The organism is Streptomyces sp. 11-1-2 (assembly GCF_003595545.1).
Classification (GTDB): domain Bacteria; phylum Actinomycetota; class Actinomycetes; order Streptomycetales; family Streptomycetaceae; genus Streptomyces; species Streptomyces hygroscopicus_B.
In genome coordinates this window covers 2,077,353-2,101,040 of the sequence record NZ_CP022545.1, presented here as the reverse complement: position 1 = coordinate 2,101,040, position 23,688 = coordinate 2,077,353, and the positions used below count along the sequence as shown (strand labels likewise).

18 protein-coding genes are annotated in these 23,688 nt (G+C 71.8%); 10 read left to right on the top strand and 8 right to left on the bottom strand.

Annotation, left to right across the window (positions count from 1 at the left end; translation table 11 throughout):
- Position 1: 1 nt before the first annotated feature.
- From CGL27_RS08505 to CGL27_RS08485, 5 genes are read left to right on the top strand one after another with little or no spacing between them, the layout of a single operon-like run.
- A complete protein-coding gene (locus CGL27_RS08505) occupies positions 2 to 4,717 on the top strand; it encodes a type I polyketide synthase (RefSeq protein WP_119994297.1) in 4,716 nt (1,571 codons plus the stop codon).
- Positions 4,707 to 5,030, top strand: a complete 324-nt coding sequence (locus tag CGL27_RS08500; protein ID WP_078644968.1) for a phosphopantetheine-binding protein — start codon at positions 4,707 to 4,709, stop codon at positions 5,028 to 5,030. The genes CGL27_RS08505 and CGL27_RS08500 overlap by 11 nt, the downstream gene beginning before the upstream one ends.
- A 5-nt stretch (positions 5,031 to 5,035) precedes the next feature.
- Positions 5,036 to 5,857: an alpha/beta hydrolase gene (locus CGL27_RS08495; protein ID WP_119985697.1), complete on the top strand. Its 822-nt coding sequence runs from the start codon at positions 5,036 to 5,038 to the stop codon at positions 5,855 to 5,857.
- The gene (locus tag CGL27_RS08490) at positions 5,854 to 7,041 is read left to right on the top strand and encodes a glycosyltransferase (RefSeq protein WP_119985695.1); all 1,188 of its coding nucleotides are present in this window, start codon (positions 5,854 to 5,856) and stop codon (positions 7,039 to 7,041) included. The genes CGL27_RS08495 and CGL27_RS08490 overlap by 4 nt, the downstream gene beginning before the upstream one ends.
- Positions 7,042 to 7,067: 26 nt before the next feature.
- A complete protein-coding gene (locus CGL27_RS08485; protein ID WP_119985693.1) occupies positions 7,068 to 8,915 on the top strand; it encodes an ABC transporter ATP-binding protein in 1,848 nt (615 codons plus the stop codon).
- Positions 8,916 to 9,043: 128 nt separating this feature from the next.
- Here the strand turns inward: CGL27_RS08485 and CGL27_RS08480 are convergent, their stop codons facing one another.
- On the bottom strand, positions 9,044 to 9,880 hold the full coding sequence (locus CGL27_RS08480; RefSeq protein ID WP_119985691.1) for an SGNH/GDSL hydrolase family protein: 837 nt from the start codon (positions 9,878 to 9,880) through the stop codon (positions 9,044 to 9,046).
- Between the two features lie 161 nt (positions 9,881 to 10,041).
- On the opposite strand from CGL27_RS08480, the gene CGL27_RS08475 reads away from it, so the two are divergent.
- Positions 10,042 to 10,965: an endo-beta-N-acetylglucosaminidase H gene (locus CGL27_RS08475; protein ID WP_119985689.1), complete on the top strand. Its 924-nt coding sequence runs from the start codon at positions 10,042 to 10,044 to the stop codon at positions 10,963 to 10,965.
- Between the two features lie 132 nt (positions 10,966 to 11,097).
- Here CGL27_RS08475 and CGL27_RS08470 read toward each other — a convergent pair whose 3' ends face one another.
- From CGL27_RS08470 to CGL27_RS08450, 5 genes are all read right to left on the bottom strand, one after another.
- Positions 11,098 to 15,651 (bottom strand): caspase family protein, encoded by a 4,554-nt coding sequence (locus tag CGL27_RS08470; protein ID WP_119985687.1) that lies wholly within the window; start codon positions 15,649 to 15,651, stop codon positions 11,098 to 11,100.
- Entirely contained in the window at positions 15,648 to 16,091 is a 444-nt protein-coding gene (locus tag CGL27_RS08465; protein WP_119985685.1) for a hypothetical protein, read from the bottom strand. Before CGL27_RS08465 ends, CGL27_RS08470 begins: the two co-directional genes overlap by 4 nt.
- 118 nt (positions 16,092 to 16,209) lie before the next feature.
- On the bottom strand, positions 16,210 to 17,220 hold the full coding sequence (locus tag CGL27_RS08460) for a 1-aminocyclopropane-1-carboxylate deaminase (RefSeq protein ID WP_078644980.1): 1,011 nt from the start codon (positions 17,218 to 17,220) through the stop codon (positions 16,210 to 16,212).
- 13 nt (positions 17,221 to 17,233) lie between these two features.
- On the bottom strand, positions 17,234 to 18,508 hold the full coding sequence (locus tag CGL27_RS08455; RefSeq protein WP_119985683.1) for an MFS transporter: 1,275 nt from the start codon (positions 18,506 to 18,508) through the stop codon (positions 17,234 to 17,236).
- A complete protein-coding gene (locus CGL27_RS08450; protein ID WP_119985681.1) occupies positions 18,505 to 19,896 on the bottom strand; it encodes a M20 family metallopeptidase in 1,392 nt (463 codons plus the stop codon). The genes CGL27_RS08455 and CGL27_RS08450 overlap by 4 nt, the downstream gene beginning before the upstream one ends.
- Before the next feature lie 188 nt (positions 19,897 to 20,084).
- Here CGL27_RS08450 and CGL27_RS08445 point away from each other — a divergent pair, with 188 nt between their 5' ends.
- Positions 20,085 to 20,993, top strand: coding sequence for a LysR substrate-binding domain-containing protein (locus CGL27_RS08445; RefSeq protein WP_119985680.1), 909 nt, complete (start codon positions 20,085 to 20,087; stop codon positions 20,991 to 20,993).
- Between the two features lie 11 nt (positions 20,994 to 21,004).
- Entirely contained in the window at positions 21,005 to 21,145 is a 141-nt protein-coding gene (locus CGL27_RS08440) for a hypothetical protein (RefSeq protein ID WP_205587644.1), read from the top strand.
- A 115-nt stretch (positions 21,146 to 21,260) separates the two neighbouring features.
- Here the strand turns inward: CGL27_RS08440 and CGL27_RS08435 are convergent, their stop codons facing one another.
- Both CGL27_RS08435 and CGL27_RS49885 read right to left on the bottom strand, forming a co-directional pair.
- Positions 21,261 to 22,244, bottom strand: coding sequence for an NADPH:quinone reductase (locus CGL27_RS08435; RefSeq protein ID WP_078644986.1), 984 nt, complete (start codon positions 22,242 to 22,244; stop codon positions 21,261 to 21,263).
- A 97-nt stretch (positions 22,245 to 22,341) separates the two neighbouring features.
- Entirely contained in the window at positions 22,342 to 22,806 is a 465-nt protein-coding gene (locus tag CGL27_RS49885; protein ID WP_240450400.1) for a hypothetical protein, read from the bottom strand.
- Here CGL27_RS49885 and CGL27_RS51635 point away from each other — a divergent pair.
- Positions 22,747 to 23,223, top strand: a complete 477-nt coding sequence (locus CGL27_RS51635; protein WP_240450955.1) for an SDR family NAD(P)-dependent oxidoreductase — start codon at positions 22,747 to 22,749, stop codon at positions 23,221 to 23,223. The genes CGL27_RS49885 and CGL27_RS51635 overlap by 60 nt on opposite strands.
- 16 nt (positions 23,224 to 23,239) lie before the next feature.
- Entirely contained in the window at positions 23,240 to 23,656 is a 417-nt protein-coding gene (locus tag CGL27_RS51630) for an SDR family NAD(P)-dependent oxidoreductase (RefSeq protein WP_119985678.1), read from the top strand.
- The last annotated feature ends 32 nt before the right edge of the window (positions 23,657 to 23,688 follow it).

Genomic DNA, 23,688 nt, shown 5'->3' with positions numbered 1-23,688 from the left:
GATGCCCACTCCCGTACCCCTCGGCGGGCCCGAGGCGCAGGGCGAGCCGGTCGCCGTCGTCGGCATGGAGGTCTTCCTCCCCGGTGCCCCCGATCTGGCCGCCTACTGGCACAACATCGCGGCCGGCGCGGACGCGATCACCGAGGTGCCCGCCGACCGCTGGGACCCGCTCTTCTACGACCCGACCGCGGCGACCGACCCCACCGCCGGGCGACGCAGTGACCGCTTCTACTGCCGTCGCGGCGGATTCGTCGACAGCGGCGCCGAGTTCGATCCGACGCGCTTTGGGATCATGCCGAAGTCGGTGCCCGCCACCGACCCGGACCAGCTCATCGCGCTCGACGTGGCGTACCGCTCCCTTCAGGACGCGGGCGGTGAGTCCGTGCTGCCCGCCCGCCGCGAACGCGCCGGGATCGTACTCGGCCGCGGCGGTTACCTCACGCCGGGCCTGGTCCGCCTGGACCAGCGGGTCCGTACCGCCAACCAGCTCGTGCACACCCTGCGCGAGCTGGCCCCGCAACTCGACGAAGCCCAACTGGAGTCGGTGCGCGCCGGGTTCTGCGAACGGCTGGGGCCCGAGGAGCCGGAGTCCGCGATCGGCCTGGTGCCCAATCTGGTCGCCTCCCGCGTCGCCAACCGGCTCGATCTGCGCGGACCCGCCTACACCGTGGACGCCGCCTGCGCCTCCTCGCTGGTCGCCGTGGACCACGCGGTACGCGAACTCACCTCCCGGCGGTGCGACGTGATGCTCGCGGGCGGGGTGCACCACTGCCACGACCTCACCCTGTGGAGCGTCTTCACCCAGCTCGGCGCGCTGTCCCCGAGCGAGCGCATCCGCCCGCTGCACCGGGACGCGGACGGCGTCCTGATCGGCGAGGGCACCGGAGTGGTCGTCCTCAAGCGGCTGGCGGACGCGCGGCGCGACGGGGACCGGGTCTACGCGGTGATCCGCGGCACCGGAGTGGCCAGCGACGGCCGCTCCGCGAGCCTGTTCAACCCCGACCCGGGCGGTCAGATCCGTGCCGTCCGCCAGGCGTGGGAGGCCGCCGGGCTCGACCCGCGCGCCGCCGACGCGCTCCAGCTCCTCGAGGCGCACGGCACCGCGACGGCCGCCGGGGACGGGGCCGAACTTCAGACGGTGGCCGAGGTGTTCGGCCCCGCGACCGCCGGGCGCGCCGTCATCGGCTCGGTGAAGTCGCAGATCGGGCACACCATGCCGGCCGCCGGCGTGGCCGGTCTGATCAAGGCGGCGCTCGCCCTGCACCACGAGACGCTGCCGCCCACTCTGCACTGCGACGACCCCAACCCGGCCCTCGAAGCCACCCGGTTCACCACGCTCGCCACAGCCCGTCCCTGGGACGAGGTCGCGGGGGGCGCCCCGCGCCGGGCCGCGGTCAACGCCTTCGGCTTCGGAGGCATCAACGCGCACGTGATACTCGAACAGCCCGCCGCGGTCCGTGGCCGCCGCCCGCGGGTGACCGTCGGTGAGCCGGAGCGCGTGTTGCGGCTGGCCGCCCGGACCCCCGAGGAACTGGCCGCCCGGCTCGACGCCGAGGACGGCGCGGTGCTCGCCGCGAGCCTGCCCGAAACGGGCTCGCCCGCCGCGGGCCCGGTGCGGCTCGGCATCGTCGACCCCACGGCACGCCGCCTGAAAACGGCGCGCCGGGCGGTCGGCAAGGGCGAGCCGTGGCGCGGGCGTGGCGACGTGTGGTTCACCCCGCGGCCGGTGCTCGGCCCGGCCGGTGGGCGCACCGCCTTCGTCTTCCCGGGCCTGGAAGCCGAGTTCACCCCCAAGGTCGACGAACTCGCCGCCCGGCTCGGCCTGGACTGGTCCTACGACGAGGAGGCCGAGGTCGGCGACGTGGGCCGGCACGGCGCCGCCGTCTTCCAACTGGGCCGGCTGCTCGACACCGCGCTGCGCCGCCTGGACGTGGCGCCCGACGCCGTGGCCGGGCACAGCGTGGGGGAGTGGACCGCGATGGCGGCGGCCGGGGTGCACACCTCCGAGGAGGTGGACGCCTTCCTGGCCGGCTTCGACCCGGACGCGCTGCGGGTGCCCGGCCTGGCCTTCGCCGTCCTCGGCACCGCCGCCGACCGGGTCCTCGACCGGCTCGCCGGCCGCGAGGACGTGGTCCTCAGCCACGACAACGCCCCCAACCAGTCGATGATCTGCGGACCCGAGGAGGCCGTCGCCGACCTGGTGGCCGGCTTCCGCACGCAGGGCGTCATCGCGCAGGCGCTGCCCTTCCGCTCCGGCTTCCACACCCCGATGCTCGCCCCCTACCTGGACCCGATCCGCGAGGCGGCCGAGCGGTACACCCTGCACCCTCCGCACACCGCCCTGTGGTCCGCGACCGTCGCCGCTCCCTTCCCGGCCGAACCGGAGGCGGTCCGCGAGCTGTTCGTGCGCCACCTGCTCGAACCGGTCCGCTTCCGCGAACTCGTCCTGCGGATGTACGAGGCGGGCTTCCGGGCCTTCCTGACACTGGGCGCGGGCCAGCTCGGCTCCCTCATCGACGACACCCTCGCGGGCCGCGATCGCCTGGTGGTTCCCGCGCACTCCACCTCCCGCGACAGCCTCGCCCAGCTCCGCCGGGTGACGACCGCGCTGTGGACAGAGGGCGCCGACCCGGACGTCACCCCGCTCAACCCGCCTGCCGGCCAGGTGAGTTCGCGCATCCGCCCGGTGCGCCGCGCCGGGATGAAGCTCGACCTCGGTGGCGCCCTGGTCTCCCTCCCCGCCGCCGGACACGGTCTCCTCGTCACGACACCGGATGGCACCCGGACCCGGCGCCCGGCTGTCCCGGCCGCCCGAACCGAGGCCCACGCCGACGCGCTCGACCGGCCCGGCCGCGCCGGCGGACTCCACCCGGTGGCCGCCGAGTTCTCCGCGCTGCTCACCGACACCACCGCCGTCGCCGCGGAACTCCTCGACGCGCTGGGGCAGCGCCGCGGCCCCCGCGTCCCGGCGCGTCACCGGCCGCCGACCCTGCGATCCGGGGCCGTCGCACCGCCACCGGCCGCACCGCTGACCCTGGGCCACGCGGTCGGCCCGGACGGGTCCGGCGGTCCGAACGGCTTCGGCAGTCCGGGCGGTTCCGGCGTCCCGAACGGTTCCGGTGTCCCGAACGGCTCCAGCGGCGCCGACGGCCTCGCGACCGTCCCCGCCGCCCTGCGGATCGACGTGGACCGGATGCCGTACCTCCGCGACCACTGCTTCTTCCGTCAACGGCCCGGCTGGCCCGATGAGGCCGACCGGTGGCCGATCGTGCCCGCGACCACCGTCATCGACCACCTCGTCCGGATCGCGGAACAGGCGATGCCCAGCCGGCGGGGACAGCGGGTGGTGGCCGTGCACAACGTGCGGCTCCAGAAGTGGATCGAGGCCATGCCCGCCCGTGACGTGCCCGTCGCGGTGCGCCGCTCGGCCCCGGACCGGATCGAGGTCGGGCTCACCGGCTTCGCGGGCGCCGAGGTCCGGTTCGACTCGGGACCCGGAACCCCGCCCGCCGTGTGGCCGGTGGACCCGGCCCGCGAACGCGTCCCCGAACTGGCCGCCGAACAGCTCTACACCGAGCGGTGGATGTTCCACGGCCCCGCCTTCCAGGGCGTCACCGAACTCACCGCGATCGGTGAACGGCATGTGCGCGGCGTCCTCACGGCGCCCGGACCACCCGGCGCGCTCCTGGACAACGTCGGCCAGCTCCTCGGCTACTGGATCATGGCCACCCTCACCGAACGCACCACGGTCTTCCCGGTCGGCATGGCACGGATCGACTTCTACGGCCCCGAACCGGCCGCCGGCACCGCCCTGGACTGCCATATCCGCATCCGAGAGGTCACCCCCACCACCCTCACCGCCGATATGCAGCTCGTCCACGCGGGCCGCGTCTGGGCCGAGTGCACGGGCTGGACCGACCGGCGCTTCGACACCGACCCCGGCATGCGTCTGATGGACCGCTTTCCCGGCCGGAACACCCTCTCCGAGGCGCGCACCGGGGGATGGAGCCTGCTCCACGAGCGCTGGCCCGATCTCGCGACCCGCGAGCTGATCATGCGCAATGTGCTCGGCGGCGCCGAACGCGACCGCTACGCCGGCCAGCCCCCGACCCGTAAGCGCCGCCACCTGCTCGGCCGGATCGCCGCCAAGGACGCGGTCCGCAGGCTGCTCTGGGCGGAGGGCGCGGGCGACATCTACCCGGCCGAGATCGCCCTGCACAACGACGCGGCCGGCCGGCCCGTGGTGACCGGCGTGCACGGCCGCGCCATCGGCCCGCGCCTGACGGTCTCCCTCGCGCACAGCGCCGAGGCGGCGGTCGCCCTGGCCCGCCGCGGACCCTGCGGCATCGACCTCGAAGAGGTCACCGCCCGGCCCGCCGCCGCCCTCGCGGCGGCCTGCGGCCCCGAGGAGCGCGCGCTCCTCGCCCGTACCGTCGCCGCGGGCGACGAGAGCGAAGACCTGTGGTTCACCCGTTTCTGGGCGGCGAAGGAAGCCGTCGCGAAGGAGCGCGGTACGGGGCTGCGCGGACGACCTCAGGAGTACCGGGTCACCGCCGCCCGTCCCGATCTGCTGCGGGTGGAACACGCGGGCCGCGCCTGGGAAGTGCGCTGCGATCAGGTGGCGGCCCCCGCGGGGCTGCCCGAACGGAACTATGTCGTCGCCTGGACCACGGGCGGCGCCGAGCCAGTCAGTCAGGAGAGCCAGCATGACCAGTGAGGCGGCCACCCCCACGGCCCCCAGCATCGACGAGGACGCCGTCCTCGCACAGATCGCCGCGACGCTGCGCGAGCTGCCCGACGCCGGTCTGGAGGACGCCGAGATCAGCCGCGAGACGCTTTTCCACGACGACCTGGAGCTGGAGAGCATCGACCTGGTCACCCTCGCCGGCCTGCTGCGCGAGCAGTACGGCGAGCGCGTCAACCTCGCCCTGTTCATCGCCGACCTGGAACTCGACGAGATCATCGCGCTGACCGTGGGCCAGCTCGCCGACTACGTCGCCACCTCGCTCCGCGCCACCGAGGAGAGCTGACCCGGATGGCGAAGACACCCACCGGCGACATCACCACCCATGTGCAGGAACTGCCCGCGAGCGCGGCCGGCGAGGGCGAGCCCCCGGTGGTCGTCCTCGTGCACGGTCTGCTCACGGACTCGCTCGCCAGCTACTACTTCACCCTCGGCCCGGCGCTGTCCGCGGCGGGCATGGACACCGTGATGTACGACCTGCGCGGGCACGGCCGCACCGACCGGCCGCCCACCGGCTACCGCCTGGAGCACTTCGTCGAGGACCTGGCACTGCTCCTGGACGCCCTGGGCGAGCACCGCCCGGTGCACCTGGTCGGCAACTCCTTCGGCGGCACCGTCGCCGCGGGGTTCGCCGCCTGGCACCCGGAGCGCACCGCCACCCTCACCATGATCGAGTCCGAACCGCCGGTGGCCACCTGGGCCACCCACATCGCGGACGGCCTGGCGCATGCTCGCCGTGACCTGGTCCACGACCAGGCCATCGAGTGGATCAAGGAGCGCTACGGGGCGCACACCGCCCGGCTCTCCCGCACGGCCGCGCGCATTCTGCAGACCACCACGCTGGCCGAGGACGTCCCGGCCGGGCGGCTCATCGACGACGACCTGTCCGCGCTGCGCTGCCCGCTGCTCGCCGTCTTCGGTGCCGACTCCGGGCTCAGCGCCCAGGTGCCGGAGCTGGAGGCCAAGGTCGCACAGTGCCGCACCGTGGTCCTCCCGGACCAGGGCCACTCGGTCCTGGTCGAACAGCCCGGCCGCACCCGTGACCTGGTCCTGGACTGGGTGCGCGAGCACCACGCGCGCCGGACGGGCGCCTGGGCCGGAGCCGTCGGATGAGCCGCTTCCTCCTGGTCGCACCGCCACTGACCGGGCACATCAACCCGCTCGTCGCGGTGGCGGCCGAGCTGACCGCTCGCGGCCACGAGGTCGAGTGGTGCGGCTACGCCGACCGCATCCGTGACGCGGCCGGACCCGCCGCCGTCGTCCACGAGTGCGCTCTCCCCGAGGCCGGCGAACTGGTCCGCCCGCCGACCCTGACCGGACCGGCCGCCTTCCGCTTCCTCTGGGAGGTCTTCTTCATCCCGCTCGCCGAGGCGATGGCGCCCGCCGTGGCGAGCGCGGTGCACGCCTTCCGCCCGGACGCGGTCGTCACCGACCAGCACGCGGTGGCCGGCGCCCTGGTGTGCGAACGCCTCGGCGTCCCGTACTTCACCTCGGCCAGTACCTCGGCCGAACTCATCGACCCGCTGGCCGATCTGCCCAAGGTGGCCGCCTGGCTGACCGGCCGGCTGGACGCACTGCGGGAGGCGATCGGCGACCCGGCCGCCACCCACGACCCACGCTTCTCCCCGTACGGCGTCCTCGCCTTCACCAGCCGGGAACTCGTCGGCGAGTCCACCCTGCCCTGGGAGCGGGTCCACCTGGTCGGCCCGGCCATCGCCGACCGGCCCGGGGACCCGGACTTCCCCTGGGAGGCCCTCGACCCCTCCCGTGACCTGGTCTTCGTCTCGCTCGGCACCGCCAACACCGACGCCGGCGCACGCTTCCTCCACGAGGCTGCCGGGGCGCTGGACCTGCTCGCCGATCGGGTGCAGGGCGTCGTCGCGGACCCCGGCGGCCAACTCACCGACCCGCCGCCCGGCATCCTGGTGCGCCCCTACGTCCCCCAGCTCGAACTGCTCGGCCGGGCCAGGGCGGTCGTCAGCCACGGCGGCCACAACACCGTCTGCGAGGCCCTCTGGCACGGGCTGCCGCTGGTGATCGCCCCGATCCGGGACGACCAGCCGATCGTGGCACGCCAGGTGGCCGAGGCGGGCGCCGGTATCCGGGTGCGCTTCGGACGGGTGGACGCGCCGAAGCTCGCCGAGGCGCTGCGCACGGTCCTGGACGACACCGGCGGGCACCGCACCGCGGCGGCGGCCATCGGCAGGTCGATGCGCGTCGCGGGCGGCCGGCACGCCGCGGCCGACCACCTCGAACAGCTCGTCACGGCGCACCCGGTGGCATCCGCAGGCCGCTGAACGCATCCCCCATCCCGGAGCACCCCATGACCACAGCCCACCCTATGCCTCCGCCGCAGGCGCCGAGCCCCGCGCCCGACGAGCCGCCGGCCCCCGGCATCCGCCCGCTGCGGGCCCTGCTCCAGCAGGCCCGCCCGTACCGGTTCGTCCTCCTCGGCTCGCTTCTGCTCGCCCTGGCCGCCAGCGCCTGCGGGCTCGTCCAGCCGCTGGTGGCGCGGTCGGTCCTGGACGCCCTGGCCGACGACACGGCGGTCACCGGGTCGCTCATTCTGCTCAGCGTCCTGGTGGTGGCGGGCGCCGTCCTGACCGGACTCCAGTCCTGGTGGCAGCAGCGCACCTCGGAGCAGGTCGTCCGCTCCATCCGCCGCGACCTGGTCTTCCGCCTCATCCGCCTGAAGATCCCCGAGCTGGACCGCCGCCCACCCGGCGATCTGGTCGCCCGTGTCACCTCCGACAGCGCCCTGGTGCAGAACGCCGCCACCCAGGGCCTGGTCATGATCACCAATGGGTTGCTCACCGTCGTCGGCGCCATCGTCCTGATGGGCACGGTCCACCTCGGCCTGCTCGGCGTCACCCTCGCGGTCCTGCTCGGCACCGGCGCGCTCCTCGGACTGATCCTGCCCCGCATCCGTGAGGCCGTCGCCCGCGCCCAGAGCTCCGTCGGCGCCATCGGTGCCGCCCTGGACCGCTCACTCGGCGCCGCCCGCACCGTCAAGGCCAACGGCGCCGAATCCCGGGAGACCGCCCGGGCCGAGGCCGCCGTCCAGGAGGCGTACAAGGCGGGTCTGACCGGCGCCAAGTATGTCGCCCTGGTCCAGGTCCTCTCCGGCGTCGCCATCCAGGCGGCCTTCCTGGCGGTGCTCGGCGTCGGCGGCGCCCTGGTGGCCTCCGGGGACCTCGACGCCTCCCAGCTCATCGCCTTCCTGCTCTACGTCTTCTACCTGGCCAGCCCGATCGCCTCGCTCCTCGGCGGCCTCGGCATGCTCCAGCAGGGCCTCGGCGCCATCGTCCGCATCGAGCAGGTCAGGCACCTGCCGGCCGAGGACGACGTGGACCTCCCCGAACGGGTGGCCCCGCACACCGCGCGGTCGACACCGGCGCCACCGGTCGAGTTCGACGCCGTCCACTTCGGCTACCCGGGGCGCGGCCCGGCCCTGCGCGGCATCAGCTTCACCGTGCCCGGCGCCACCCGTACCGCCCTGGTCGGCCTCTCCGGCGCCGGCAAGACCACGATGTTCGCGCTGCTCCAGCGCTTCTACGAACCGCAGGCGGGCGCCATCCGGATCGGCGGCCAGGACATCGCCCTCATGTCCCGCGCCGAGGTCCGCCGGCGCATCGCCTACGTCGAGCAGGAGTCCCCGGTCATGGCGGGCACCCTCGGCGACAACCTCCGCTACGCCGCGACCGGCGCCGGCGACGAGGACATCGCCGAGGTACTGCGACTGACCCGGCTCGACTCCCTGATCGCCAGGCTGCCCGACGGCCTGGACACTGAGGTGGGCAACCGCGGCGTCACCCTCTCCGGCGGGGAGCGCCAGCGCCTCGCCATCGCGCGTGCCCTGCTGCGCAGGCCCGAGGTACTGCTGCTCGACGAGGCCACCGCCCAGCTCGACGCCAGCAACGAACAGGCCCTGCGGGAAGCGGTGGACCAGGCCGCGCGCCGCTGCACCGTCATCCTGATCGCCCACCGCCTGTCCACGGTCACCGACGCTGAGCAGATCATCGTCCTGGAGGACGGCGGGATTCGCGCCGCGGGCTCCCACGACGACCTGGTCGGCGCCGACACCCTCTACCGCGAACTCGCCGCCTCCCAGATGCTCGTGCCCGCCGTGGACGACCGGCCTCCGGGCCCCGACGCGCGACTGACGTTGTGAACGAGCGCCCCGGGCCCCGGAAGTGACGAGGCGGCCCGGGGCCGTATACGAACGGTGGCCGGATCCGTCGGATCCAGCCACCGTCTACCGGTCCGTCCGTGCCCTGCCGGACCCGCCGGTTCCCGCGGTCAGCCCGTGATGGCGTTCAGGGCGGGCAGGTAGCCGTCGCGGTGCCCGGCCTGGTTCGGGTGGTACGACTCGTTCAGCTTGTCCCACTCCAGGCTCGTCACCCACGTGGTGTTCCCCGAGCAGATGGTGTGCGGGTCGAAGGCCGGCCGCGGGTCGAGGAAGGTGAAGCCCGCGTTCGCGGCCTGCTGCGCGAGGACGGTGTTGAGGACGTCGGCCGCCGAGTTCAGCGCGCTGCGCTCGGCGTCGCTCAACCCGAGGATGCCGCAGCTACCGCCGATCTTGTACAGCCGGGGATACCCCACCACGACCACCCTGGCGCCCGGCGCGGCCCCCTTGATGGCCGCGTAGGTGTCGGCCAGCGTGCCCGGCAGAACACCGGTCGCCGCCGCCTTCGCGGCATCCACCCCGGCGACACAGTCCTTGTCGTCCAGGGTGAGGATGCAGTTCTGCAGAACGCTGACGAAGCCCACGTCGTTCCCGCCGGCCTGCACCGTCACCAGCGTCGCGTCCGCGCTGAGCTGAGGCACCTGCTGGCTCTTGACCTCCGCGGCGGTCGCCCCGGAGCAGGACGCCTCCACGAAGGAGTAGGAGGTGTGCTGCGCCGCCCACAGCCGGGGGTAGGACAGCGGTCCGCGCCGGCAGGCGTCGTTCGGGTCGTCATAGGTTCGGGTGCCGGGCCCGACGGCGTACGAGTCGCCGAGCGCGATGTACTTTCCGGCCGCCTCCGCCCCGGTCGGAGCAGCCTGCGCGGCGGGGGCCGCGGTGACGGCGAGGCAGACCGCCGCCATCGCGGTGAGAAGAGAGGTCAGTGGTCTGCGTGCGCGGATTGGGCGCATGCGAACTCCCGTGAGAGTAGGGGAAGTTTGACTCCACTGAAGTAGCATTTCAATGATTCGGAATTGATAACTCCAAGGAAAGCCAAGGGTGTTCCGCAGACAGCGGAAGACATCTTCAGCCAGGTCGGACGCCGACCCATGCGAGGGGAGACCGGTCAACGATGTTCAGTCTGGTACGGAGCAGAGTACGGACGGCCGCGTTCGCGCTCACGGCGGTCGCGGCCCTCGCCTTCGGCGGAACCGCCACGACCGGCGCGGCAGCGGCCCCCGCTCCCGCTCCCGCGAAACAGGGGCCGACCTCGGTGGCGTACGTCGAGGTGAACAACAACAGCATGCAGAACGTCGGCAAGTACACCCTCGCCAACGGCGGCGGCAACGTCTTCGACGTCGCCGTGGTCTTCGCGGCGAACATCAACTACGACACGGGGACGAAGGCGGCGTATCTGCACTTCAACGAGAACGTGCAGCGCGTCCTCGACAACGCCGCCACGGAGATACGGCCGTTGCAGCAGAAGGGCATCAAGGTCGTTCTCTCGGTGCTCGGCAACCATCAGGGCGCGGGCTTCGCCAACTTCCCGTCCCAGCAAGCGGCTTCGGCGTTCGCCAAAACACTGTCGGACACCGTGGCCAAGTACGGCCTCGACGGCATCGACTTCGACGACGAGTACGCCGACTACGGCAACAACGGCACAGGCCAGCCCAACGACAGCTCGTTCGTGCACCTGGTGACGGCGCTGCGCGCGAACATGCCGGACAAGATCATCAGCCTTTACAACATCGGCCCGGCCGCGTCGCGCCTGTCCTACGGCGGCGTCGACATCTCGTCCAAGTTCGACTACGCCTGGAACCCGTACTACGGCTCCTGGCAGGTTCCCGGCGTGGCACTGCCCAAGTCGAAGCTGTCGCCGGCCGCTGTCGAGATCGGCCGGACCTCGCAGAGCACGGCCGCCAACCTCGCCCGCCGCACCGTCAGCGAGGGCTACGGTGTCTATCTGACGTACAACCTCGACGGCGCCAACCGCAGCGCCGATGTCTCCGCGTTCACCAGGGAGCTGTACGGCAGCGACGCCGTCTACACGCCGTAAGGCGACCGCACGGCCCGGCTCCCCGCCGAGGTGGGGAGCCGGGGCGCGATTCGCGTGCCTGACGCGGTGCGGGCCGCCGCCACCTGAAGCCTGGAGCTCTTCTCATGAACGAGGTCCACGCCCGGCAAGTCCCTATGTGCAGGAGCGCTGGTACGCCAGGTGCGGGAACAGCTCCTTCCACTTCGCCTTTCCGATGTTCGCGGGGCGCGTCCGGCACAGTCGCTCGTACACCGCGTCGGGATCGAGGTCCAGCAGGAACGTGCGTGGCGCGCCACCGGATCCGCTCGCATCGCCGGGTGTGATCAGCAGACGGGGACGCTCGCCCGGCAGGAATCCGACGTCCTTCGCGAAGGGCAGCTCGATATATGCCGGGGTCTGCCACCGGCCGGTGTCACGGGCCTTCCAGAGCCGGTACGGCTCTTCGGTCACCACCCACTGGCCGTCCGGGCTGACGGTGACCGACTTGATCTCCCTCTCCAGCCGCAGACTGTCCACGCGACGGACCTCACTCGGATCCGTCACATCCCACACGAGCACCTGTCCGCTGGCGAGCACGGTGGCCAGTTCGCGCCGCTTGAGCTGGAAGTAGTTGGTGGGGGCGGCGGGAAGCCGGTCGCCCTTGACCGGGTGCTTCATATCGGACATGTCCCACAGCCGCAGCTGGCCTCCTGACTCCTCGGTCATCAGGATCTGTGCGGAGCGGATGTAGGCCGCTCCGGAATGGAGATAGGCGTCCTTGATCAGGGCGGCCTTCGCGGGCCGTGCCGGGTCGCCGACGTCCCACAGCCGCAGGTCGTCGTTCTCCCCCACCGCCAGCGTCCGACTGTCCAGCCACCACAGGATCCCCTCCATCGCGCGGAGGGGTACCGTCATCTCGCCGCGCTTTCGTGGCCGGTGGATGTCGCGGATGTCCCAGAGCTCGACGGTGCCGCGGGTGCCGCCGAGGGCGAGCAGCGTGCCGTCGGGGCTGAGGGAGGGGAGCACATCCGAGTCGTGGAATCGGAATTCCCTCCCCGGGACCGGTTCGGAACCCGGCGCGGTGCCGAACTCCCACATGCGGAAGGCGTTGTAGTCCATGCCTTCCGTCCAGAGGTGGCTCAGCAGGACGGGTTTCTTCCGTCCCGGCAGGAACTGTTCGCCCTCCCACAACCGCGGCAACTCGAAGCGCACGCGCGGCGTATTCGGGCCGGTCACGTCCCAGACCTTCGCACGCTGCCTCGCCTGCTCGGCGGGCTCGGTGATAAGGAGCTTCCCGTCGCGGCTGTACGGGCGGCCCTGGGCGGTCAGCCCGGGTGGCGTCCCCGGCACGGAAGGAGCGTCGGACCGGTCCCTCCACAGCCTGATCTCACCGCGGAAATCCCCGGCGGCGAGCGTCTTGCCGTCGGGGCTCCAGGCCACGGACTGCACCGGTTCGGAGGACGGATACGACGGCAGGGACGCCAGCGTGCTCGTCAGCTCGGACACGGCGCCCACCTCCCGCATCAGCGCGGATGAGCCGTTGTTGTCAGCCGCGGCCAGCACTTTTCCGTCCGGCCGGAAGGCCAGGGAAGGACTGTCCCCGCCCCATAGGGGCTCGTACTCACCCTTGCTGATCGCTGTGAGTTTCCCGTCCGGCCGGACCGACCACCACCGCAGGCCATCGGCGCCCACAGCGGACACCAGATCCCGTTTGGGGTGATAGGCGACCGCAGTTACCGAGGGCGCCTCGGCGGTGTCACGCAGCACCGGCCGCGCCGGATCACGGACATCCCACAGGCGCACATTGGCCGGGCGGGAGGCCCCCTCCTTCCCCGGCTCGTCCGATCTCCCGTTTCCCGTGGTCAGATACCGGCCGTCGCGGCTGAAGGCTATGGAGATCACGTCCGTGTCCGCCGCCTTCATCTCCCGGCGGGACACCGGCCTGGCCGGGTCGGTCAGGTCCCAGAGCCGCACCAGTCCGTCCTTCCTCCCGGCGGCCAGGGTGCGTCCATCGGGACTGAACGCCAATGAGAAGGTGGTGTGCGACGACATGGGCCGCTCCGCCAGCTTCCTGGGCTCTTTGAGGTCCGAGACGTCCCACACGGTGAGCCGCTTGGCGTTCTGGACCGCCACGATGGGCTTTCGGGGATGGTGGGCGAGTGTCGCGTTGCCATCGGCGTATTCGCCGAGCGGCACAACGGCCGCCGGTCGAGGGCCGACCGTGGAGCGCAGGTCCCACAGCGCCAGTTGCCCGGGCTCCCCGCTCTTCTTCTCTCCTCGCCGCAACGTGGCCGCCAGCCCCCGTCCGTCGGGGCTGAACGCCAGGTTGAGCACCACGCGGGAGGGTCCCGCCAGCACCGTGGGCCTGCGGGCCACGTAGGAGGCGTAGAGGCCGGTCCGCGTCTCCGGAACCTGCGCCATCCGGTAGGCGGCCAGGCTGAGCTGAAACGCCGTCAGGGGGTCGCGCCGGCGCAGTTCATCGGCACGAGCCACCAGTTCCCGGGCGGTCTCCACGGCCTTCCTGTGCTCCGCGTCGTCCGAAGCGCGGTTGGCCCGTACGACCGCGACGCCGAGCACCAGCGCCAAGGCGACGAGCAGGGACACTCCGGTGCGGAGGCGGACCGCGTCACGTCGGCGCGCCGAGACGCTTGCGGCGAGGAAGTCCCGCTCCACCCCGCGCAGTTCCAGGATCCGCCCGTCGTCCTCGATCCTGTTCCGCACGGCCGTCAGATGTTTGCCGGTGTAGAGACCGCTCGGCGGTCTGCCCGCCTCGTCCCAGGCGTCGGCCGCCTCCGCCAGGCTCCGATGGGCGAGCAGCGCCTCCAGGTTCTCGTTGATCCAGGACCGCAGCGCGGGCCAGCCGTAGAGCAGCGAGTCATGACACAGCTGGGCCCGGTCGTCGTCGACCACGACAAGGCGCGCGTCTATGAGTCTGCCGAGCAGGACCGTATTGCGCTGCCGGTCGCGTTCGTCCGGGGCGGCGACCAGGTCATCGGTACGGACCCGGCGGCGCACCGCCTTGCCCTCGGCCCCGACCAGGTGCACCAGGCGCAGGAGCAGTGCGCGCAGGGCGGGCCGGTCGGCGGGCTCCAGGGAGGCGTGGACACGCTCGGCGGTCTGGGCCACCGAGCCGCGGATACCACCGGTGGCGTGGTAGCCGGAGACCGTCATGCGACCGTGTCGGCGCCGTGTCCAGGTTTCCTGCAGGGCGTGGGCGAGGAAGGGGAGCGCGATGGTGTCGCCACCGGTGCTGGTGTCCTGTTCCCGCAGGTCCCGCAGGAGCAGTTCGGCGAGCCCGTCCTCCAGTTGGAGACCGGCGTGGTCGGCGGGGCCGCGTATGACGGACAGCAGTTCGTCGTCGGTCATCGGCGCCACGGTGAACTGCCCGTCCCGCATGATCCGGGAGAGCCGGGGGTCGCGCAGAAAGTGCCCGTAGTAGTCGGCGCGCAGGCCCAGGACGATGCGGGGGCCGTCGTCGCGCCGCGCGGATATGGACCGGATGAACAGGTCCCGCTCTTCCGGATCCTGGCACTGCGTGAAGATTTCTTCCAACTGGTCGACGATCAGCACGCCGGGTGCTCGACGGGTGTCCTCCGTCGGGGCGGGGAACCGTCCGGCTCCCAACTCCGCGGCGGTCTCCCCGAAGGGCCGGCCGACCGCGTCCGCCCACTGGGCGACGAGTTCCCGGAAGGGCGCCGCTCCCGGCGCCGGGAGCAGCAGTACGGGACGGTAAACGTCCGGCGACGCTCCCAGGCCGGCCCTCAGCAGAGAGGACTTTCCCACCCCCGAGGGGCCCACCAGCACGACGGGGCCAGGCGGCGTGGTGGGCGCGGCTCGGTCGAGCAGTGCGCGGGTCAGCTCGGCGCGGCCGAAGAAGAGGTGACGTTCCTCGGGCAGGAAGGGCCGCATACCCGGGTACGGGCAGACTCCGCCGCTCTCGTGGGGTAAGGGCTCTGGTCCGGGCGCGGGTGCGTACCGCGGGTTGGGGGCGATGACGAGGTCGCCCACCCGTCCCACTCCGTCGGCGTGCGGCCGCGCCGGACCGCCATGGAATCTCTGGTCGAGATGGCGGTAGACATCGCCGAGAGTGAACCGTTTCGGACCCGCGGTGTCCCCTTCCGCGAGCAGCCGCAGCAGCTCACCGCTGAACAGCGTGTACTGCGCGCCTTCAGGAGCGAAGGACGCGGCGTAGTAGGTGGCGGATGTCAGCAGGAAACTGCCGATCGGGCGTGCGGCGAGGTAAGGATCGCGCCGGGCCCCCTGGGAGGCCGCCTCGGCGAGCCCGGAGAAGCAGCAGTCCAGAATGACCACAGGGCTCGCGGGGGAGGCGCTCAGTAACTTTCTGACCTCGTTGTACGGGACGGCGTACGCCGTGCTGTCCGCTGATGCGCTTGCCGCGGTCGCCAGGTACAGCCCGTCCTCGGGGCCGAGGAGACCGTGGCCGGCGAAGAAGAAGACGACGATGCCGTCCTCCGGCACCCGGGTCGTGGCCCGTTCGACGGCGGCCAGCACGTCTGTCGGATTGGCCGGGTCGGTGAGCAACTGGATGTGGTCGGGATTCATCCCGCAGACGGAGCCCAGGACTTCGGCCATGGCCGCGGCGGACCGTGGGGCACCGGGGAGGTCCGGCAGTCCGGAGCCTTGGGGGTGCCGTCCGGTCCCGACAACGACGCCGTACGCGTGCGGCCCGGCCAGGCCGGTCACGGTCGACTGCTCCCGCGGGTTCATTCCCGGTTCCGGTACTGGTCCCGGGCCGGAGTCGGCTCCGGCCGATGGTCCGGTTCTGTCGCCGGCCCCGTTGCCTGCGGGCCCTGCTGAAGCGCGTCCGCGACCCGCTGGGCGAGGTCACCCGCGCCCTCCGCGGTCAGCCCTCGCACCCGTTCGGAGGTGACCGTTACCTGCGTACCGTCGGGCCGGGTGATGGTGACGGTCTGGTTGCCGCGGCGGTTCTGGAGCCAGGCCACGACCGCTGCCGCGAGCGCGGCGGTCAGTCCGCCGGGGGCGAGCAGTACGGGCAGCAGTTCGGCCGTCGCGCCCATCGTCCCCGCCGCGGGTTCGGCCGCGGCCTCCCGCCCCAGGCGGCCGCGCAGTTGGGGGTCGCGGGTGAGCCAGCGCCGCAGATCGCCGGACGCACCGCTGCCACCGCTGACCGATAAGACGACTCTCATGCCCCACCCCCGCCGAGTGACTACGCCGTCACTCGGTGAGGGTATCGTCCGTCTGCCAGCGGGTCACTGGGAAGCGATACGGGGTACCCCGGCGTGGTGACCGTCGGCCGGTCGACGCCTACCCGAACAGGGCGCTGTAGCCGTTCAGTGCCGGCTGCCCGCCGAGGTGGGCGTAGAGCACCTTGGCGTCCTTGGCGATCTCGCCTCGGGTGACGAGGTCGATGAGGCCCGCCATGGACTTGCCCTCGTACACCGGGTCGGTGACCATGCCCTCGGTCCGCGCGGCCAGCCGCATCGCGTCCATGGTGGACTCGTCCGGGATGCCGTAGGTGCCCGCGTGGTAGCGCTCGTCGAGCAGGATCTCGTCGTGGGCGAGCTCCCGGTCCAGGCCGATGAGCGACGCGGTCGCGCGCGCGATCCGCGCCACCTGGTCCCAGGTCTCCTCCGGCTTGGCCGAGGCGTCGATGCCGAGGATCCGCCGCGGCCGTCCGCCCAGCGCGGCGAATCCGGCGATCATGCCGGCCTGGGTGCTGCCGGTGACCGAGCACACCACGATGGTGTCGAAGAAGACCCCGAGCCGCTGTTCCTGCTCCGCCACCTCGTACGCCCAGTTCGCGAAGCCCAGCCCGCCGAGCCGGTGGTCCGAGGCGCCGGCGGGGATCGCGTAGGGCTTGCCGCCCGCCGCCTCGATCTCCGCGATCGCCTGCTCCCAGCTCTCCTTGAACCCGATGTCGAACCCGGCCCTCACCAGCCGTACGTCCGCTCCGGCGAGCCGGGACAGCAGGATGTTGCCGACCTTGTCGTACACCGCGTCCGGCCAGTCGACCCAGCTTTCCTGGATCAGCACGCACTTGAGCCCCGCCCGGGCCGCGACCGCCGCGACCTGGCGCGTGTGGTTGGACTGCACGCCGCCGATCGACACGAGCGTGTCGCAGCCCCGCGCCAGGGCATCGGCCACGAGGTACTCCAGCTTGCGGGTCTTGTTGCCGCCGTAGGCGATGCCGGAGTTGCAGTCCTCGCGTTTGGCCCAGATCTCCGCGCCGCCAAGGTGCTTGGTCAGGCGCTCCAGGCGGTGCACCGGCGACGGGCCGAACAGCAGCGGGTAGCGGTCGAAGTCGTTGAGAGACAAGGGATTCCTCCGATCAGTGAACGCCGAGCCTGCGCCGCGCGAATACCACGCTGCACAGGCTGAGCACGGCCAGGAACATCAGGTAGAAGGTCGGCGCGAGCTTGCTGCCGGTCATGTCGACGAGCCAGACGATCACCAGCGGCGTTGTGCCACCGAAGAGCATCACGGCGATGTTGTAGCTCACCGCCAGGCCGGTGGCCCGGTTGGTGACGGGGAACAGCTCCGCCATCATCGCGGGCAGCGGCGCGAAGTAGCCGGCCTTCAAGACGCCGATCAGGAACATCACGCCGAGTATCACCGTGAAGCCCGGGGCGGCGACCAGGAACGCGAAGCTCGGGTACACCAGCGCGAGGATCAGCGCCGCGAAGATCAGCATGATCCGGGTGCGGCCGAACCGGTCCGACAGATGACCCACCACGGGAGTCAGGCCGGTCAGCACGATGCCGGTGACCAAGGTGGACGCGAATCCGGTCGACGCCGGCAGGTCCAGCTCCTTCACCGCGAACGTGGGCATGTAGGTGATGAGGTAGCTGATCGCGGTGGACACGGCGAGCGCGCCCATGGCCACGAGTATGCGGTCCTTCTGGGTGCGGAACGTCTCCTTCACCGGCGCGCGCTCCAGGTCCGCGCTCTTGACGAACTCACCGGCCTCGTCGACGTAACGCCGGATGTAGTAGCCGACCGGGCCGATCAGCAGACCGAAGAGGAACGGGATGCGCCAACCCCACGACTCCAGGCTCGCGTCGGACAGCGTGGCCGTGAGCACCGTGCCGAACGCCGACGCGAGCAGCGTCGCGAGCCCCTGGCTCGCGAACTGCCAGCTGGCCATGAAACCGGGCTTCTCGGGCATGTGCTCGACCAGGAACGCGGTGGCGCTGCCGAACTCCCCGCCCGCGGAGAAGCCCTGGACGAGCCGGGCGAGCAGGATGGCGATCGGCGCGATAAGCCCGATCTTCGCGTACGGCGGCATGATCGCGATGACCAGCGTCGCGGCCATCATGAGCCGGATCGACAGCATGAGCGCACGCTTGCGCCCGGCACGGTCGGCATACGCGCCGAGCACGAGTGCCCCAACCGGACGGACCACATAGGCCACCGCGAACGTGCCGAGCGTCAGCAGCAGCGACACGCTCTCGTCGGCGGTGGGGAAGAACTGTTTGGAGATCGTCGCCGCGAAGAAGCCGTAGACGAGGATGTCGAACCATTCCAGTGCGTTCCCGATGGACGCGGCGATGATGACGCGGTGCACCTTCACCGGCGCTTCGGGGGAGACCGTCCGTGTGGTCATGGGCGACTCCTCACGGGAGAGTCCTCACCGAGGTCCCAGAACAGGCCGGCCATGATGCGCAGGCCCTCCCGCGCCACGGGGGCCAGCAGGTGCTCGTCCGGGGCGTGCTGGGCGCAGGCGGGGTAGGAGTGCGGGATCCACAGCGTGCACAACCCGAGCTCGTTGGCGAAAGCGTCGTTGGGAAGGCTGCCGCCGAGGTTCGGCAGCAGCGCGGGTTTCGTGCCGGTGGTGCGGCTGATCGAGCCGAGCGCCCAGCGCACCCAGGGGTCGTCCGGATCTGTCCGGGTCGGCGGCATGGTCGGGCCGGTCTCGACCTCGACCATGGGAAAGCCGTGCTCGTCCAGGTGCTTACGGAGGATGACGCCGAGCTTGTCGACTTCGGTGCCGACCACGGACCGCAGCTGGCAGTGCGCGTGCGCGCTGCCGGGAATGGCGTTGACCGGGTTGTCAGGGTTGCCTGCGGCGAGCGAGAGCACCTCGAGGCTGTTCCAGCCGACGAGGCGCTCGGCCGGGGTGAGACCGGGTTCGCCCCAGCCGTCGTCGACGGCCGGATCGTCGGGTCCGCCGCCGACCGCGATGTCGCGCAAGGCTTCCCGGACGTTCTCGGGGATCTCCCGCGGCCGAAGACCGGAGACGAGGATGCGGCCCCGGGCGTCGACGATGGTGGCGAGCGCGCCTGCCAGCACGGTCGCCGGGTTCCGCAGCAGACCGCCCCAGTTGCCGGAGTGGTAGGAGGCCTCGCGCAGGTCGACCCGCAGCGTGAACGGGGTGGAGCCGCGTGAACCGAGGAACAGCGTCGGCCGCTCCGCGGCCACGCGTGGCCCGTCGGACGCGATCAGCACGTCGGCGGCGAGCTCGTCCCGCAACTGGGCGCAGACCGTGCGCAGGCCCGGCGAACCGGACTCCTCCCCGGTCTCGACCAGCACCTTGAGGTTGAAGCCGAGCCGGCCGCGCACCCGGAGCACTTGCTCGAGTGCCGCGAAGTTGATGGTGTGCTGGCCCTTGTTGTCGGCGGTGCCGCGGCCGTACCAGCGGTCGCCCTCGACGACGACCTGCCACGGATCGAGGCCGGGCCGCCATCGCTCCGGCTCGCCGAGGACGACGTCGCCGTGGCCGTAGACCAGCACCGTGGGCAGCGCACCGTCCTCGTGCCGGGTCGCCACGAGCAGCGGGTAGTCGCCGACGGGGTTGTCGAGGACGCGCGCCTCGCAGCCCAGTCGGCCGGTGAGCGCCGGGGCCAGCTCGTCGGTGAGGTAGGAACGCAGCGCCCGCGCCCCGGCCCGGTCCTGGCTTTCGGTCGCGAACGCGACCCGGCGGCCGAGGTCGGCGAGGAATTCCCCGGAATCGTAGTATTCGGTGGCACGATCGATCACGGCAGCACGGGTCATCGTTACCCTTAACTTTGGAAACGTGCAATTTACAATGCGTCCGGCCGGTGCGCCGAGTTTACGGAGCGGCGATAGAGGGGACAATTGCACGTTTTCGAAAGGTGGATTGCCCTGGCGGCAACGGCTACGGTCGGCCGCTTCCCCACCACTCTCGGTGGGCGCGCATCGCGCTGCAGTACATTCTCGGAATGCATCTCCTGCCCACGTCGCTGCGCTACTTCCTCGAGGTCGCGCGCACCGGTTCGATCAGCGAGGCCTCGGAGCACCTGCACGTGGCCACGTCGGCGATCAGCCGGCAGATCGCGAAGCTGGAGCAGGACGTCGGGGCGCCGCTGTTCGAGCGCCAGCCGCGGGGGATGGTGCTGTCGGAGGCGGGCGAGATCCTCACCGCCTACGCCCGGCGCAGCGCGCTCGAGGCCGAGCAGGTGCTCGCCGACGTGCACGGCGTCGAGGCCCTGCACCGCAGTACCGTCAAACTCGCCAGCTCCGAGGGTTTCGCGCGCGATTTCCTGCCGACGGCTATCACCGCATTTCGGGAAAAGCATCCGGGGGTTCGGTTCCGGCTGAATGTCACCGGGCCGGCGGCGGCGACGCGGCAGGTGATAGACGGCACGGTGGACCTGGCCGTCACTTATAGCCTCGGACCGGAAGGGGGAATCAAGGTCGAGTATTCGCGGCAGCAGTCAATCTACGCGCTGATGCCCGACGATCATCCGCTGGCGTACCGGGAGTACGTCGAGCTCGCGGACCTGGTGGAGTACCCGCTCGCGCTGATGGACGAGGGGACCACGATCCGGCGGCTCTTCGATGTCTGCGTCGCCCTGGAAGGGCTGAGTTTCGAGCCCGCGCTCGTCAGCAACTACTCGGGTGCGCTGCAGAGTTTCGCGCAGCTACGCGGTGGGGTCACCCTGGTCGGTCCGCTGACGGTGCGGCGGCGGCTCGGTGCCGACCGCCTGGCGATCGTTCCCATCCGCAACCCGGAGCTGAGCCGCCGGAGCATGCAGATCCAGTCGATGGCGCGGCGCGCGTTGCCCGCGGCGGTGCGGGCCTTCCTCGCGCACCTGATCGAGCAGATCGGTGATGACCCTCTCACGTAGCCAGATCCCTGGTGGCAACGCAGGCCGACGAGCGGTTCGCCTCGGAGATCCCGCACACGGCGCTCATACGTATCCCGGACGCGGACCACATCCCCACGGAGCACGCGCCCGGCCGGATCGCCCGCGCGCTTGTCGACTTCTGCGCGGCGTAGAGGTCTGGGCGGGTGGCATATGAGCGTCGTCGAACATGCCCCACCGGGCCTTCGCCGGTGTGGACGTCGCCCACGACCGCCCAACCCAGATTCCCGTCGGCTGCCGTGGGTCCGCCTACGGGTGTGGGATGTCGACGAGCACGCGGCCGTGGAGCCCGGCATCGACGCGGTCGTGGGCGTTGGCGATGTCGCTCAGCGGGTAGCGGGCGCCGGTCACGACGGTGAGGGATCCGGCGGCGGCCGCGGCGGTGAGGTCGCGGGCGGCCTGCCGCTTGGCCTCGGCGGGGAAGTCGTCGCCGCCGAACATGCGCAGGGTGACGTTGTTGAACAGCAGGGGCCAGAAGGGGATTTCGGTGCGGTCGACGCGGGTGGCGTACGCGGCGATGACCGCGTTGTTCCGTACCACGGCGCAGTTCACGTCGGCGTTGTCGGACAGGGAGACCTCGATGACCCGGTCGACGCCATCGGGTGCGTACGCGCGGATCTCGGCGGCCGGGTCGGCGGCATCGAGGGCGACGACGTGTGCGACCGCCGTCGGGTCGGCAAGCTCCAGGTCGGTGCTGCGCCGTACGGTGCCGATGACGGTGGCCCCGGCCCAGTGCGCGAGCTGTGCGGCCAGCGAACCGACCGCGCCGAGAACACCCTGCACCAGTACCACCCTGCCGTCGACGGGGCCGTCGGCGAAGACGGTGCGGTGCGCGGTGATGCCAGGGATGCCCAGGCTCGCGCCGAGGTCGTCGGAGAGCTGGTCGGGCAGGGGAACGGCCTGGGAGGCGGGGACGACGGTGTACTGCGCGGCGGTGCCGAAGGGGCGGTAGGACTGGGCTCCGTACACCCATACCCGTCGGCCGACGAGGCGTGCGCCGACGCCTTCGCCGACGGCGTCGACCACTCCGGCCGCGTCGCTGTGCGGGATCACCCGCGGATACGGCATCGCCGAGCCGAGCCAGCCGCGCCGCTTCTTGGTCTCGCCGGGGTTGACGCCCGAGACCGAGACGCGCACCCGGACCTCGCCGGGGCCGGGAGTGGGGTCAGGCAGTTCGCCGACCTGCAGCACCTCGGCGGCGGGGCCTTGCTCGTCGTACCAGGACGCGATCATCTCAGTCCTCCGGATCACAGGTCTGGGGCCGCACATTCGCCCTCCCGGCGCCGTCATCACCCAGCGCCTCCGGGCACGCTCGGGTGCGCATCGACGCTCAGGGGGCGGAGACGGCGCGTACGGCCGTCATCATGGCAGTCCGGAAGGTCTGCCGCCGGTCGGAGGCCGGTGTCCGCGGGGCGAGCGACTTCAGGGCAGGGGACGCGTTGGCCCACGCGGTGACCAGCCCCAGCAGAGCGGCCATGAGGTCTACGGGCTCGATGTGTGTGCCGACCTTCCCGCGGGCCTGCGCGGCGGAGATCGCCTGCAGCTTGGTGCGGTACGCGTCGACCTCGACCGGGATCGGCTCGGGGCGCTCCAGGAGGGCCCATGCGGTGAGCCTCAGCACGTCGGGGCGCTGTTGGTGGAGGTCGAACAGTGCGCCGGCGTAGCCGGGGAGGTCGTCCGGTGTGAAGGGCACGGCGTCGGCGAGGCTGACCAGCGCTTTGCCGACGGCGGGCGGATCATCCAGATCGCCGGCGTCGGCGGGCAGGTCGCCTTTCCCGCCATGAGCTATTACCACGCCACCAAGTGGGCGATCGGAGGCTTCTGGGAGTCCGCCGCCGCGGAGCTCACCCCCTTCGGAATCGATGTCACCCTCGTGGAACCGGGCGTCGCCCGCACCCAGTTCGGTGGCGCGAGCGCCGTCCTGGGCCCGCCGCTGTATGTCTACGCCGACGGCCCGTCCGGTCAGCTGCGTGCCATGCTCACCGGCCGGGCACCGGCCATGCCGGCGCCCGGCGACCCCACGAAGATGGCCGAGGCGATCATCGCCTCGGCCGACCGGCCGGAAGCCGTCAAGCGCCTCACCCTCGGCTCCGACGCGTACCACCTGGCCACCACCGCGATGCGCCAGCGCCTCGAGTCGCTGGAAGCCGCCAAGGAGTTGGCCCACTCGACGGACGCCGACGATTACACGGCCACGGCCACCCGCGCTTGAACCCGAGGACATTCCCGTGCAGCGCTTCACCAGCAAGACCGTCTTGATCACCGGAGCCACCGGAAGTCTCGGTACCGCCATGGCCCATGCCTTCGCGTATGAGGGCGCCAACGTCGTCGTCGCCGCCCTTCGGGCGGATGAGGGCGCCCAGCTCGCCGCCGCCCTGCCCGGTACGGCGATGTTCGTCAACCTCGACGTCACCAGCGAAGACCTCTGGACCCGGGCCGTCCAGGCCACCGAGGAACGGCTCGGCCCGGTCGATGCCGGCGCCGTCGAGGTGGAGCCGCTGGAGTTCAACGGCGAGCCGCGGCCGGAGGGCGTCGACCGCGCCGAGGTGACGTTCACCCGGGAGGGCCGCTTCTCCGGGCTCGCGCTCGGCGTGCGTCTGTGGGTGGCCGAGGGCGACGAGCCGATCGACTCGCTGTTCCAGTGAGCTCGGCGCATCGTCCGGACGGTTCCCGCGAG